Below are 14,094 nucleotides of genomic sequence, written 5' to 3' on the forward strand. Positions count from 1 at the left end.
GGACGCGCGCCGGCGACCCGCGTCGGAACCGACCCTTGATGGGTCCGGCGATGTGTGCTTAGAATCACTCGCCGCATTGGAATCATGCATTCATATTTTGTAACACGACCCCGGTTCGGCGGGCAACCGGGCCCGGTAACCGTTGCGGCACAACTTCAATCGCTCGAAGGACGAGGAGCTCGTATGCCGCACCACGCAAGCGAACCGATCATGCAGGTCGGCTATGTCGTCGACGATCTGGACGAGGGCATCCGTCAGTGGCTCGACCAGGCCGGGGTCGGTCCGTGGACCGTGTTTCGCGGGGTGACCCTCGACGGTCGCTACCGGGACCAGGACACCACGGTGACGATGGACGTGGCGATGGGCTACTCCGGTGAGGTCCAGATCGAACTCATGCACATCACCTCGTCGACTCCCTCCCCCTACGCGACCGGGGACGGGCAGCCACTGGTGGGTCCGCATCACGTCGCCTGGATCACCGACGACCTCGACGCGGCCGTCGAGTCCGCCCGCGAACGAGGTCTCGAGGTGCTGTTCCGCGCCGGCAACCCGTCGACCGAGGTCGCGTACGTCCACGCGGCGGACCGGCCGGGCGTGATTTTCGAGTACATCCAGGGCGAGGGCCTGCGGGAGATGGTCGCCTACGGGATCGAGCAGGCCCGCAGCTGGGACGGATCCGATCCCGTCCGCACATTCGGCTGACCCCCTCCCGCATTCCCCGCCGTCGACCAGAACAGGAAACCCCACATGACCGCCATAGACGAACGCGACGAGATCCGGCAGATCGAGGCCGGTGCCAACCCCACCCGGTTCGCCCGCGGCTGGCACTGCCTCGGACTACTGAAAGACTTCCAGGACGGCAAGCCGCACCAGATCGACGCGTTCGGCACGTCGCTGGTCGTCTTCCAGTCCGAGTCCGACGGCACGATCAACGTGCTCGACGCGTACTGCCGGCACATGGGCGGCAACCTCGCCCACGGCACCGTCAAGGGCGACTCGATCGCCTGTCCGTTCCACGACTGGCGCTGGGGCGGAAACGGCAAGTGCACCGGCATCCCCTACGCCCGTCGTGTCCCGCCGCCCGCCCGCACCCGTGCCTGGATCACGCTCGAGCGCAACGGCCAGTTGTTCGTCTGGCACGACCCGCAGGGCAGCAAGCCCACCGACGAGGTCACGATCCCCGAGATCGAGGGCGTCGGCACCGACGAGTGGACCGACTGGACCTGGAACGCCATCCTCATCGAGGGTTCGCACTGCCGCGAGATCGTCGACAACAACGTCGACATGGCGCACTTCTTCTACGTGCACTACGCCTTTCCTCGGTTCTTCAAGAACGTCTTCGAGGGCCACGTCGCCACCCAGATCATGCACTCCACCCCCCGCCAGGACATGGTGGTCGGCACCAGCTACGACGATCCGAACTCGGCCCTGCGGTCGGAGGCCTCCTACTACGGCCCCTCCTACATGATCGACCGCCTGTGGAGCGATGCCAACGGCATGACGATCGAGACCGTGCTGATCAACTGCCACTACCCGGTCAGCCCGGATTCCTTCGTGCTGATGTACGGCGCGATGGTCAAGAAGCCGGAGGGCATGTCCGACGAGCAGGCCGGCGCGATGGCCAAGCAGTTCGCCGAGGGCGTCGAGATGGGCTTCGAGCAGGACGTCGAGATCTGGAAGAACAAGGCCCGCATCGACAACCCGCTGCTGTCCGAGGAGGACGGCCCGGTCTACCAGCAGCGCCGCTGGTACCAGCAGTTCTACGTCGACGTCGAGGACGTCACCGACGACATGACCAAGCGGTTCGAGTTCGAGATCGACACCACCCGGGCCGTGCAGAGCTGGGAGGCGGAGGTCGCCGAGAACATCGAACGCGCCGCCCACACCGAGACATCCGCACACTGACCGGAACCCAGGAGCAACCGTGAAAGCAATCACCTACCCGGGTTACGGGGAGCCGTCCGTGCTCGAACTGTCCGACATCACCGATCGCCCGGTCGGACGCGGCGAGATCCTGGTGCGGCTCGTCGCCGCCTCGGTCAACCCGGTCGACTGGAAGACGACCGCCGGGTACCTGGCCGACTATGCGCCGGTCGAGTTCCCCGCCGTCGCCGGATCGGACGTGTCCGGCACCGTGGTCGCCGTCGGCGACGACGTCACCGAGTTCCGCGTCGGGGACGACGTCATCGGATCCGTGGCCCCGTTCATCGGCGCCTTCTCGGAGCTCGCCCCGGTCGCGGCCGCCGTTGCCGCGGCCAAGCCCGACCGCCTGACCTTCGCCGAGGCCGCCTGCCTCCCGACCGCCGGGTTGACCGCGCTGACCGCGATCCGGGCGCTGGCCCCCGAACCGGGCGACACGGTCGTCGTCAACGGGGCCGCGGGCGGCATCGGCACCTTCGCCACCCAGCTCGCCCGGTCGGCGGGCGCCCGGGTCGTCGGGATCTGCTCGCCCGCCGGCGCCGACCACGTGCGACGCCTCGGTGCCGAACCGGTCGCCTACGGCCCGGGACTGACGTCGCGTCTGCCCGACCTCGATCCGGCCAGGACGTCGCTGGTCGACACCCACGGCGGCGAGGCACTGGCGGATCTCGTCGCCGTGCTCGGAGATCCGGCGCGCGCGGTCTCGGTCGCGGCACCGGAGATCGGCACGCACGGCGGGCGCTACCTCGTGGTGGCACCCAACGGCGGTGACCTCGCGGAGCTCGCCGGCGCGGCGGCGGACGGCCGGGTGCAGGTCGTCGTGGCGCGGACCTTCCCGATTCGCGACACCCGCGACGCGTACGAGCACCTCCGGGCCGGCGGCGTGCACGGCAAGGTCGTGCTCGACGCCTCGACCGGTTGGTGACGGACCTCTATCTCGGAAGCAATCAGCCTCGACAGGAGGTGGGATTCGGTCGGTTGGACGGAACGGATCCCGCCTCCGGTCGGAAACGGAGGGAATGGAATGCTCGGTTTACGACTCCACGGTGCGGGTGACGCGCGCCTGGACGACATCGCGGAGCCGGAGGTCCGGCCCGGCACGGTGAAGGTCCGCATCGCCTGTGCCGGGATCTGTGGCTCGGACCTCTCCCTTTACGAGACGGCGCCGATCCCCCTCGACTGGCCGCATCCGCTCCTGGGTGAGCAGGGTCCGCACGTCCTCGGGCACGAGTTCTCCGGTCACGTCAGTGAGGTCGGCGACGGCGTGGACGACATCCCGGTCGGGGCGCTCGTCGCGGTGCAGCCGAGCCTGGCGGACGGGACCTGCCCGGCCTGTGTGCGAGGCGAGACGAACCTGTGCGAGCAGAGCGGCTTCATCGGGGTCAACGGTGGTGGCGGCGGATTCTCCGAGTACGTCGTGGTGCCCGCGCACGCGGTCTTCGTGCTCCCCGACGGCTTCACCCCGGAACTCGGGGCGCTGATCGAGCCGCTGAGCGTGGCCCTGCACGCCGTCCGTCAGAGCCGGATCTCGGAGGGGCAGACCGCATTGGTCGTCGGGGGCGGTCCGATCGGACTCGGTCTGCTGCTGTGCTTGCGGGCCCAGGGCGTCGCCCGGGTGATCGTCAGTGAGGTGAGCACGAGCCGGCGCGCACTGGCCGCGGCGCTCGGCGCCGACGCCGTCGACCCGCGGGAGACCGACCCGGTCGCGTACGCCCGCGAGGTGACCGGCGGGCAGGGCGCGGACGCGTCGTTCGACGCCGCCGGAGTCGGGCCGGCGACGTTCGTCCCGGCCGTCGAGGCGCTGCGCAAGGGCGGAACGACGGTGGCCGTCGCGATGTACCACGAGCGGGTCGAGTTCGACCCCGGGATGCTGATGGTCACCGAGAAGACGTGCACCGGCAGCTTCGCCTACACCCGCGACGACTTCCGGTCCGTGATCGAGGCCGTCGCGGACGGTCGAATCGATCCGTTGCCGTTGGTGACCAAGCGCATCCGCTTGGAAGACGTTCTCGAGGACGGGATCGCCCTGCTCCGCGGCGACGGACGGGACACCGAGGTGAAGATTCTCGTCACCTCGTGAGGCGAGGCGGTGTCGGCCGGAGGCCGACGCCGCGCCCGACCGACGCCGGGCCGGAACGTCGGGTCAGCCGCCGAAACAGGCTCGCCAGCCGCCGGATCGGTAGGTGTCGGCGGAGCAGTAGGTGGCGCGCGGGTAGTACTCGCCCATCGTCGTCGCCGGGTCGGCGCCCGCGGCCTGCGACGCCTGCACCGACTGCGGGTAGAACTGTGCGCTCGGCAGCATGTGCCGCAGGAACAGCACCTTCTTCGCGACGCCGGTCGACCCCCACGGGAGCACGGTGACCGTCGGGTCGGCGGCGGCGTGGGCGGGTACCTCGCCGGGCACGGCCACGACGTAGGTGTAGTACCCGGATTCGTCGACGGCGGTCTGGAAGTCCGCCGCGCAGGCGACGACCGGGTACGGCGAGACCATGTCGTTCTGACACATCGACCAGTAGCGGACGTCGGTGCCCGGCTCGGTCGGCGGTGTTCCGGCTCGGGTGTCCGGGTAGCTGGGCGCGCGACCGCGAACGACGACGATGCGGCCGGGCTGGTACGTCAGCCCGGCGCCGACGTACTTGTTGTCCCCGTTCGGAAAGAGCCCGGCGGTGCTGGCCGGGTTGACGAACGTCGCCTCCGGGACGTTGCCGGGGAACGCGCCCGACGCGGCACCGGCGATCACCTTGTCGAACGCGGTGGTCGCGGCCGCGCCGAGCGGGCCGGCGGTCACGGTGGCCGGGTCGAACGGGGTGGTGCAGGTCGGCACGGACGCGGTCCGGCCCGCGCGGGTCAGGCTCACCTCGGGCAGTGGCACTCCCCCGGCCGCGGACCGCGGGTCGTCGGGCACGTACACGCGAATGATCAGGAATCCCACCGGAACCCGCTGCGCGCCCGCGCCGGTGGGCAGCGCGGAGATCTCGTTGCGCGTGTGGTCGGCGGCGCCGGTCGTCACGGTGGCGTGCCAGCGGCGCTGCGCGGCGGGAAGTCCGGTGGCGGCGGGGTCGGCGAACGGGTTGCCGCTGCCGGGCTCGGGCGCGATCTGGTTGTCGCGCAACGTGTCGACCGTGTCGAAGTTCGTGCCGTAGGTGTTCAGGGACATGTACCGGGCGTACGGGTACCAGCCGCTGAGTTCGATGCGGTCGTCGCCGGCGAGGGCGTAGGGCAGCACCCAGTAGGTGGCGTTGGCGTCCGGGAACGCGATGTTCAGCGTGGTCGCATTGGACATGAACTGCCAGCCGCAGCCGACTTCCGGTTCGGCGGACGCCGTCGCCGACCCTCCGGCCAGCATCCCACCCGTCACGGCGAGGGCACCGAGTACGGCGCAGGTCCTGTCTCGCAGGCGCATGTGTACACGGTAAAGCGGCGCGGTACCCGCGCACAACGGAATGCCTGGCGCGCGCCGTTCAGTCGAGGTCGCGCCAGCCGGTCAGCACCGCGTGCACCGCTTCGGCGCCCTGCAGCGGGGTCGGCGGCGCCGGCAGGTCGGCCGGGTACAGCAGGAACGGGGTGTTCTGCGGTCCGCCGAGTCCGCCGTGGGAACCGACCTGTTCCTCGAACGCCGCGACCTCCCCGCTGTCGGGCCAGTAGCGGCCGTTGACCATCACGTCGGCGACGTTGTCGAACCCGTCGGTGCGGCGGACCCGGTCCAGGGCGCCGGGGCCGAACGCGGCCAGCGGGTCCCGCCCGGTCACCTCCCCCGTCGTGACGTCGACCGTGCCGTCCGCTCCGATCACGACGGAGCCGCCGCCCTCGCGGGCGACGAGCACGAATCCGACACCCGGGTGCCCGGTCAGCGCGGGTAGCAGACCGGGGTGGTGCTCGGTGATCCACGACGTGTCCGCGCGGCCGGGAACGACGGGGAAGCTGACCAGCCCGAGGTTCCCGGACGCGAGGACCACCGGCGTGGTCGGAGAGCCGGGTGCGCGGGTGTCCACGGCGCCGGACCGCAGGCTGGCCTCGGCGTACCCGAGGCCCTCGGCGCCGCGACCCCGGGTGCCCATCGTCGCGGCGGTGTGCGGGTGGTGGGCGGCGGGGGTTCCGTCGCACACCCGCAGCACCAGCTCGTCGAGGGTTTCGCCGTAACGCTGTCCGAACGTGGCCCCCTGGCTCTGACCGTGATCGGAGAGCACGACGATCCGGTACCGCCGCCCTGCCTGCGCTGCGATCGCGGCGAGCAGGCCGATCTCGGCGTCGAGTTTGCGCAGGACGTCGCGGGTCTCCGGGCGGTCGATCCCGGAGTGGTGCGAGACCTCGTCGTAGCCGACCAGGTCGACGTAGACGGGGCTGCGGCCGGCGATCAGGTCGCCGGCGACGGCGGCGACGACGACGTCGGTCTCGACGACCGTGGTGAACGCGCGCACGAGCGGGTAGAGGCCGCCGCGTCGCACCCGCGGGGTGACGTCGGCGAAGCGCTGCCTGCCCGCCTGCACGATCTCGCGGACCACCTCCGCGACCAGCCGGACCGCGGTCCGCACGGCCCCGGCGGGGTCGACGAAGTAGTCGGCGTATCCGATTGCGCCGCCGCCCATCCGGGCGCCGCGCATGCGGCTGACCACCAGCACGTTGTCGTCGGCGCCGCCGGAGAACAGGTTGCCGCGGCTGGCGCCGCCGGTCAGGAGTGCGTCGCGGTCGGCGCGTTCGACCTCGCGGAGCGCGTTGTCGGCGGGGTTGCTGAACACGGCGACGGCGTTCCGGGTCTTGTCGTACCAGCGGAACGCGGGCACGTTGTGGTTGTCGCCGTACAGGATTCCGAGCTGGCTGGCGCCGGTCTGGCTGCTCCAGTCGGTGTGCCACGGCGTCAGGACGTGGGAGCCGTCGTGCACCAGGCCGGCGAGGTTCGGCACCACCCCGTCCCCGATCGCCCGCTGCAGCACGCCGTGACCGAGGCCGTCGATCTGGATGCAGAGCAGCCCGGGACGGCCGTCACCGGCGGTCGCGCCGCGGCGGCGCATGCGGGACGTGCTGCGGCGCACCAGCATCAGCCGGTACGTGTCGTCGCGCCGGGCGGCGACGGCGCCGGCGACGCCGGAACCGACGACGGACAGCACGACCGCGAGGAGGAGCACGTCACGAGCCCGTTCGACGGTCGCGAGCGGCACGATCCACACGGTCAGCATCATGATCAGCCAGTTGCCGACGAAGCTGAAGAGGAACAGCAGCGCCGGGCCGGCCCACAGCATCGCCCGCATCAGCAGCGGCCACAGGGTCACCGACAGGAGGCCGAACACGAGCGCGAGCGCCAGCGCGGCGGGGAGGGTGGCCAGCGGGCCAACGCCGGGCATCGCGGTGAGCCGAACACCGGACAGGACGGAGTCGGTGAGGACGAGTGCGAGGGCAGCGATGAGCCACAGCACCGCGAACTCGACGACGAACCGTGCCACGGACCCAAGACGGTGCATCCGGCACCTCCCCTCGACGGCGATCGTAGGGGGCAGGGGCGGTGTTATCGTCGAGGCACGACGATCCCCTCGGGCGGTGGTGACCGACATGGCGGCCGAACACGTCGACGTTCTGATCGTGGGGGCCGGGCTGTCCGGTGTCGGGGCGGCCTGCCACCTGCGGCGGTCCCGGCCGTCGGCGTCGGTGGCGGTGTTCGAGGCCCGCGACGCGCTCGGCGGGACGTGGGATCTGTTCCGGTACCCGGGTGTTCGCTCGGACTCCGACATGTACACCCTCGGTTACGCGTTCCGGCCGTGGACCGGCGGACGGGCGCTCGCGGACGGACCGTCGATCCTCGACTACGTGCGGGCGACGGCCGCCGAGTACGACGTGGAGCGGTGGATCCGGTTCGGGCACAGGGTGACCGGAGCCCGATGGAGCACCCCCGACGCGCGGTGGACGGTCACCGCGGTCCACGACGGCGAGATCGTCGAGATCACGTGCGGGTTCCTGCTGGTCTGCAGCGGCTACTACGACTACGGGGACGGCTACCGGCCCGAGTTCGCCGGGGCGGACGCGTTCTCGGGGCGGATCGTGCACCCGCAGCGGTGGGACGAGAACCTCGACTACGCCGGCAAGCGGGTGGTGGTGATCGGCAGCGGCGCGACGGCGGTGACGCTGGTGCCTGCGATGGCGGAGACCGCCGCGCACGTGACGATGCTGCAACGCTCCCCCAGCTACGTGCTGTCGTTGCCGGGGCGGGAGAAGGCGGCCGAGCGGCTGCGCGGCGTGCTGCCCGCGAGGTGGGTGTACGCCCTGGTGCGGTGGAAGAACGTGCTGAGGATGGCGGCGTTCTTCGAACTGAGCCGGCGGCGGCCGGAGTGGGTGAAGCGGCTGCTGCGCCGGGCGGTTCGGGCGCAGCTCGGTTCCGGGTACGACCTGCGGCACTTCACGCCCCGGTACGACCCGTGGGACCAGCGGATGTGCTTCGTCCCGGACGGCGACCTGTTCGCGGCGATCCGCGCGGGGACGGCCGAGGTCGTCACCGACACCGTCGACTCGTTCACCCCGGGCGGGATCCGGCTCGTTTCGGGCGCCGAGATCCCGGCGGACGTGGTGGTGACCGCGACCGGGCTCGAACTGCTGCCGCTCGGCGGGATCGCGCTGCACGTCGACGGGGCGGCGGTGGAGCTGTCGAAGTCGTTGGCGTACAAGGGAATGATGGTCGACGGCGTTCCGAACCTCGCGTTCTGCATCGGGTACACCAACGCGTCGTGGACCCTCAAGTGCGATCTGACGTGCGACTACGTGTGCCGGCTGCTCGCGTACATGGACGAGCGCGGATACCGGTGGTGCACGCCGCACAACACCGACCCCGCGATGCCCCGGCTGCCGGCGATCGACTTCAGCTCCGGCTACATCCGGCGCGGCATCCACCGGTTCCCCCAGCAGGGTGGGCGACGGCCGTGGCGGCTGCACCAGAACTACCTGCTCGACCTGCTGACGCTGCGGTTCGGTTCGCTGACCGACGGATCGATGGAGTTCTCCCGCGACGGGCGGCGCCCGTGACGGGCGCCGACGGGACGGTGCGGGTCGGCTGGCTCGGGCACGCGACGGTCGCGGTGACGGACGGCGCCACGACGGTGCTGACCGATCCGGTGCTGACGTCGCGGGTCGGTCACCTGCGCCGCCGCCGCGGTCCGGACCCGACGGCGGATCTGCCGCGGCCGGACGTGGTGCTGCTCTCCCACCTGCACGCCGACCACACGCACGTGCCGTCGCTGCGCCTGCTCGGCGCGGTACCGATCGTGGTGCCACGCGGTGCGGTCGGCGCGTTCGGCGGACTGCGCGAGTTCGGGGATCGGGTGATCGAACTGTTGCCCGGCGAGGAGACGGTGGTCGGAACCGTGACCGTTCGGGCGGTTCCGGCCGATCACGACGGCAGACGGTGGCCGCGCGGGCCGCACGGCGCGCCGGCGCTGGGGTACGTCGTCGAGGGTTCCGTCACCACGTACTTCGCGGGCGACACGGCGCTGCATCCGGCGATGGCGGAGTGGGTGCCGCGGTGCGATCTGGCGTTGTTGCCGGTCGGCGGCTGGGGGCCGAGTCTCGGTCCCGGACACATGGATCCGGAGGGGGCGGCGCGGGCCGCCGAACTGGTGTCGGCGGCTGTCTCGGTGCCGGTGCACTTCGGCACGTTGTGGCCGATCGGGCTCGACGCGGTGCGGCCGCGCCGGTTCTTCGGTCCGGGGGGCGAATTCGTGCGTCGTGCGGCGGCGTCGGGCCTGGATGCGGTGGAGTTGTCGCCGGGTGGCCGGCTGCCGCTGCGGTGAACGCGGCCTTACGCCGTCCGGCGTTGACCAATCGTGACCTGGGAGTATCGACGATCGGCTCCTCACCGGCGGGACGTGGTGGGAATATGAGGACAAGTCGGGAACTTTCCTTCGGACACTGCAAGGTGGTACCGCGCATGGACGACACGACCGGCGACTTCGGTGTCGATCTGATCGAGCGGGAGCTCGAGGATCTGCGCGCCGAACTGGACGGCATCGACGAACGCCTGCTCGACGACGTACGCGCGCGGATCGAGGTGTGCGCGCGGATCGCGGTCGTCAAGCAGCGGTACGCGATTCCGGTGATGCAGCCGCAGCGGGTGGGGGCGGTGCACGCACACGCGCGCACCTACGCACTCGACCACCATCTGTCGCCGATGTTCCTGCGCGACCTGTACGACCTGCTGATCGCCGAGACATGCCGGATCGAGGATCGGATCGTCGACGAGGCGTCGAACGGCGGGTCGGACTGAGGAGGTGTGTGGTGCGGACGCTGCTGATCGACAACTACGACTCGTTCACCTACAACCTGTACAGCCTGCTGACAGAGGTGAACGGCCGCACTCCCACGGTGGTCACCAACGACGAGGCGTGGACCTCGCTGAACCTCGCCGACTTCGACAACGTGGTGGTCTCCCCCGGTCCCGGCCGGCCGGACCGGGTGCGTGACTTCGGCATCAGCGCGGAGGCGTTCAAGCAGAGCGGCCTGCCGGTCCTCGGGGTGTGCCTGGGGCATCAGGGGCTGTGTCACCTGTACGGCGGCCGGGTGGTCAGTGCGCCGGAGCCCCGGCACGGCAGGCTCAGCGACGTGCTCCACGACGGCCGCGAGCTGTTCCACGGCATCCCGTCCCCGTTCCGTGCGGTGCGGTACCACTCGCTCGCGGTGGCCGACCTGCCGCCGTCGGTGGAGCCGCGGGCGTGGTCCGACGACGGGGTGTTGATGGCGGTGCGGCACCGCGAACTGCCGATGTGGGGGGTGCAGTTCCACCCGGAGTCGATCTGCACCGACCACGGCCGGGAGCTGCTGGAGAACTTCGCGGCGCTGACCCCGGTGCGGGCCCGGGCGGCGCGCACACCGGCGCCGGAGCGGCCGCGACCGCCGATGCCGGCGCACCGGTACCGGGTCCGCAGCGTCCGCATCGACCGAGCGGTCGACCCGACGGCGGTGTACGAGCGGCTGTTCGCGTCCGGCCCGAACAGTTACTGGCTCGACGGTGCGGCGGCCGCCCACAGCGACGGCCAGTTCTCCGTCATGGGCGACTGCTCGGGGCCCCGCGCCGAGTACGTCACCTACCGGGTGACGGAAACGACCGTGCGGGTTCGTCGTTCGGACGGGTCGACCGAGGAGGTGCGCAGCACGTTGTTCGACTACCTCGACGCCCAGCTGCGGGCGCGGACCGTCGCACCGAGGTCGGACCTGCCGTTCGGGTTCTGCCTCGGTTACGTCGGGTACCTCGGCTACGAGCTCAAGGCCGACACCGGCGGGCAGTTGGCGCACGCGTCCGAACAGGACGACGCCGCGGTCGTGTTCGCGGACCGGGCGCTGGTGATCGACCACGCCGCCGGGTGCTGCCACCTGCTGGCCCTCGACGACGGCACCGACGACGCCGACACGACGGCCTGGTTGCAGCGGACCGCCGAGGCCATCCGGGGGCTCGACGAGGAGGACACCGCGGCAATGCCGTCCGCGCCGCCGCTGGTGCCTGCGGACGCGGACGTGCCGATCATGTTCCGCCACGACCGGGACACGTACCTGCGCCTGATCGAGCTGTCACTCTCGGAGATCCGGTCCGGCGAGTCGTACGAGGTGTGCCTGACGAATGCCGTTCGGGTGCACCGGACCCTCGACCCGCTGGCGGGGTACGCGTGCCTGCGGGAGATCAGCCCGGTGCCGTACGGTGCGCTGCTGCAGTTCACCGGGATGTCGGTGCTGAGCGCCTCACCGGAGTGCTTCCTGAAGGTCGGGGCGGACCAGACGGTGCAGTCGAAGCCGATCAAGGGCACCCGCCCGCGGTCCGGGGACGCGGCAGAGGACGAGGCACTGCGCCGGGACCTGTTGCTCAGCGAGAAGGACCGGGCCGAGAACCTGATGATCGTCGACCTGGTGCGCAACGACCTGTCGCGGGTGTGCGTGCCGGGGTCGGTGCACGTGCCGAGCCTGTTCGACGTCGAGACCTACGCGCCGGTGCACCAGTTGGTGTCGACGGTCCGGGGAACGTTGCGGGAGGGGCTGTCGGCGGTCGACTGTGTGCGCGCGGCCTTCCCCGGCGGGTCGATGACCGGTGCGCCGAAGGTGCGGACGATGGAGATCATCGACAAGCTCGAGGCCGGGCCCCGCGGCGTGTACTCCGGTGCGATCGGCTACTTCTCGCTGACGGGGACCGCGGACTTCTCGATCGTGATCCGGACGATGGTCGCGGCGGGAGACGAGGTGACGTTCGGGGTCGGCGGCGCGATCGTCGCGCTGTCGGATCCCGACGAGGAGTTCGAGGAGACCATGGTCAAGGCGCTGTCGATGCGGCGCTGCCTGTCCGTCGCGAGCGAACCGCCCGAGGGGCCGTGAGCACGGCCGCCGCCACGACACCGCGGTCCGTGGTCGTGGCCGGGGGCGAGGGTGCGGTCGGGTCGATGCTGGCCGACCTGTGGGCGGGGGCCGATGCGTCGGTGCTGCGCCCGGACGTGGCCGCCGGGCCGGGCTGCGACATCCGGTCTCCGGGGACGCGGCTGCGGGCCGACATCGGGTCCGCGGACGTCGTGGTGCTGGCGGTACCGGAGGAGGTGGCGCTCACCGCGGTCGGGGCGGTGGGACCGCTCCTGCGGCCCGGTGCGGTGCTGGTCGAGACGTTGTCGGTGAAGTCGCGGTTCGCCGCCGCGGTGGCGGCGTCCGAACTCGCCGCGGAGGTGGTCGGGGTGAACCCGATGTTCGCGCCGTCGCTGGGGCTGCCGGGGCGGGCGGTCGCGGTCGTGGTGCACCGCGGCGGCCCGGCGGTGGACCGGATCGTCGCCGACCTGACCGGGTGGGGCGCCCGGGTGCAGGTGACGACCGCGGACCGGCACGACCGGTGGTGTGCGGCGATGCAGGCACTGACCCATGCGGCGGTGCTGTCGTTCGGCCTGGCGCTCGCCGACCTCGATGTCGACGCGGCCGAGACGGAGTCGTTGGCACCGCCGCCGCACACCGTGCTGTCGGCGCTGCTCGCGCGGATCACCGGTGGCTCACCCGAGGTGTACCGGGACGTTCAGGTCGCGAACCCGTATGCGGCACCGGCCCGGGAGGCGTTGGCGCGGGCGATGGCCCGGCTGGCGGACGTCTGCGGCACCGGGACCGAGGCCGAGTTCGCGGCGCTGCTGGCGGACGCCGCCGCCCCGCTGGGCGACCGCTGGTCCGGATACGCGGTCCGGTGCGCGGAGCTGTTCGAGGGGCTGGACCGATGACCGGTCGGCTCCCCGACTACGACCCCGCCGATCCGGTCGAGACGGCGGTGATCCGCGGGCTGGTGCGCAGCTGGCCGCGGCGGGCGACGGTGCGGCGCTCCGAACCGCAACTCGACGGCCCGACGATGGACGAGCTGTTCGATCCGGCGCGCGCCGACTATCCGCTCACGCTGGTGCCGTTCGCGGGCCACCCCGGGTACGAGCGTCTCGACGGGCCGACCCGTGCCCGGATCGGCGCGTGGGCGTGGATCGCCTACAACAAGAACGTCATGGACGTCGAGCAGTACGTGGTGACACCGGGTTTCGGACTGCTGTTCCGGGACGCCTTCGGGACCGGGTTCTCGGACGTCGCCCGCGCCTCCGTCGTGCAGGCGATGGTCGACGAGGAGTACCACACGCTGATGCACCTGAACGCGTCCGCGTTGACCCGGCGCCGGCGGGGTCGGCCGCTGGCCGACGCGACGCTGCCGGAGGCACACGCGGTGCGCAGGCACCGGGAGGCCGTGGCGGCGGCTCCCGACGTGCGCACGGCGGCCTTGACGACGCTGGCGTGTGCGACCGTCGCGGAAACCTCCATCGGCGACTACCTGTCGTTGATCGCCGACGACGAGACGATCCAGCCGGTCAACCGGGCGACGGTCGTGCTGCACCGGCGGGACGAGTGTGCCCACGCGTCGGTGGCCACCGAGATGATCGCGCTCGTGCACGACAAGCTGGACGCGCGCGACCGGGCGGTCCTCGTGGCGGCGCTGCGCGACGGCGTCGACGCCTTCACGACCACCGATCTGTCGGTGTGGGCCGCGATCCTGGACGCGGAGGGCGTGGCGGGCGCGGAGGCGCTGCTGCGTGACGTCGCCGACGACCCGGACCGCCGTCGGATCATGCAGGACTGCAGTGCGGTCGACCGGATGCTCGAGCGGCTCGGTGAGTGAGTAGCCGCGGGTCACGGCACCAGCGGCCCGCGACAACG

The 14,094-nt window shown here is 71.4% G+C and carries 12 protein-coding genes; 10 read left to right on the top strand and 2 right to left on the bottom strand.

The annotated features are described in order from the left end of the window. The first annotated feature begins 183 nt into the window (after positions 1–183). The 4 genes from ABD951_RS24490 to ABD951_RS24505 all read left to right on the top strand — a co-directional run bounded on the left by ABD951_RS24490 (position 184) and on the right by ABD951_RS24505 (position 4,000). The gene (locus ABD951_RS24490; RefSeq protein WP_345351631.1) at positions 184–702 is read left to right on the top strand and encodes a VOC family protein; all 519 of its coding nucleotides are present in this window, start codon (positions 184–186) and stop codon (positions 700–702) included. Positions 703–747: 45 nt separating this feature from the next. After that, positions 748–1,905: a 3-ketosteroid-9-alpha-monooxygenase, oxygenase component gene (locus ABD951_RS24495; protein WP_345351634.1), complete on the top strand. Its 1,158-nt coding sequence runs from the start codon at positions 748–750 to the stop codon at positions 1,903–1,905. A 19-nt stretch (positions 1,906–1,924) separates the two neighbouring features. Continuing rightward, the gene (locus tag ABD951_RS24500; protein WP_345351637.1) at positions 1,925–2,845 is read left to right on the top strand and encodes an NADP-dependent oxidoreductase; all 921 of its coding nucleotides are present in this window, start codon (positions 1,925–1,927) and stop codon (positions 2,843–2,845) included. A gap of 99 nt (positions 2,846–2,944) precedes the next feature. Further along, positions 2,945–4,000: an alcohol dehydrogenase catalytic domain-containing protein gene (locus ABD951_RS24505; protein WP_345351640.1), complete on the top strand. Its 1,056-nt coding sequence runs from the start codon at positions 2,945–2,947 to the stop codon at positions 3,998–4,000. Positions 4,001–4,063: 63 nt separating this feature from the next. Here ABD951_RS24505 and ABD951_RS24510 read toward each other — a convergent pair whose 3' ends face one another. Both ABD951_RS24510 and ABD951_RS24515 read right to left on the bottom strand, forming a co-directional pair. After that, on the bottom strand, positions 4,064–5,266 hold the full coding sequence (locus ABD951_RS24510) for a hypothetical protein (RefSeq protein WP_345351741.1): 1,203 nt from the start codon (positions 5,264–5,266) through the stop codon (positions 4,064–4,066). A gap of 115 nt (positions 5,267–5,381) precedes the next feature. After that, positions 5,382–7,376 (bottom strand): phage holin family protein, encoded by a 1,995-nt coding sequence (locus ABD951_RS24515; RefSeq protein ID WP_345351643.1) that lies wholly within the window; start codon positions 7,374–7,376, stop codon positions 5,382–5,384. Positions 7,377–7,464: 88 nt separating this feature from the next. Here ABD951_RS24515 and ABD951_RS24520 point away from each other — a divergent pair, with 88 nt between their 5' ends. The 6 genes from ABD951_RS24520 to ABD951_RS24545 all read left to right on the top strand — a co-directional run bounded on the left by ABD951_RS24520 (position 7,465) and on the right by ABD951_RS24545 (position 14,056). Then, positions 7,465–8,925, top strand: a complete 1,461-nt coding sequence (locus tag ABD951_RS24520; RefSeq protein WP_345351646.1) for a flavin-containing monooxygenase — start codon at positions 7,465–7,467, stop codon at positions 8,923–8,925. Beyond that, complete coding sequence (locus tag ABD951_RS24525) at positions 8,922–9,689, top strand: MBL fold metallo-hydrolase (protein WP_345351649.1); 768 nt, start codon at positions 8,922–8,924, stop codon at positions 9,687–9,689. Before ABD951_RS24520 ends, ABD951_RS24525 begins: the two co-directional genes overlap by 4 nt. 137 nt (positions 9,690–9,826) lie before the next feature. Beyond that, positions 9,827–10,162: a chorismate mutase family protein gene (locus tag ABD951_RS24530; protein ID WP_345351652.1), complete on the top strand. Its 336-nt coding sequence runs from the start codon at positions 9,827–9,829 to the stop codon at positions 10,160–10,162. A gap of 11 nt (positions 10,163–10,173) precedes the next feature. Then, positions 10,174–12,252, top strand: a complete 2,079-nt coding sequence (pabB, locus tag ABD951_RS24535) for an aminodeoxychorismate synthase component I (protein ID WP_345351655.1) — start codon at positions 10,174–10,176, stop codon at positions 12,250–12,252. Further along, positions 12,249–13,124 (top strand): prephenate dehydrogenase/arogenate dehydrogenase family protein, encoded by an 876-nt coding sequence (locus ABD951_RS24540; protein WP_425569948.1) that lies wholly within the window; start codon positions 12,249–12,251, stop codon positions 13,122–13,124. The genes pabB and ABD951_RS24540 overlap by 4 nt, the downstream gene beginning before the upstream one ends. Next, a complete protein-coding gene (locus ABD951_RS24545) occupies positions 13,121–14,056 on the top strand; it encodes a diiron oxygenase (protein WP_345351658.1) in 936 nt (311 codons plus the stop codon). The genes ABD951_RS24540 and ABD951_RS24545 overlap by 4 nt, the downstream gene beginning before the upstream one ends. Positions 14,057–14,094 lie beyond the last annotated feature (38 nt).

It is taken from the genome of Rhodococcus olei (genome assembly GCF_039540555.1).
Classification (GTDB): domain Bacteria; phylum Actinomycetota; class Actinomycetes; order Mycobacteriales; family Mycobacteriaceae; genus Rhodococcus_G; species Rhodococcus_G olei.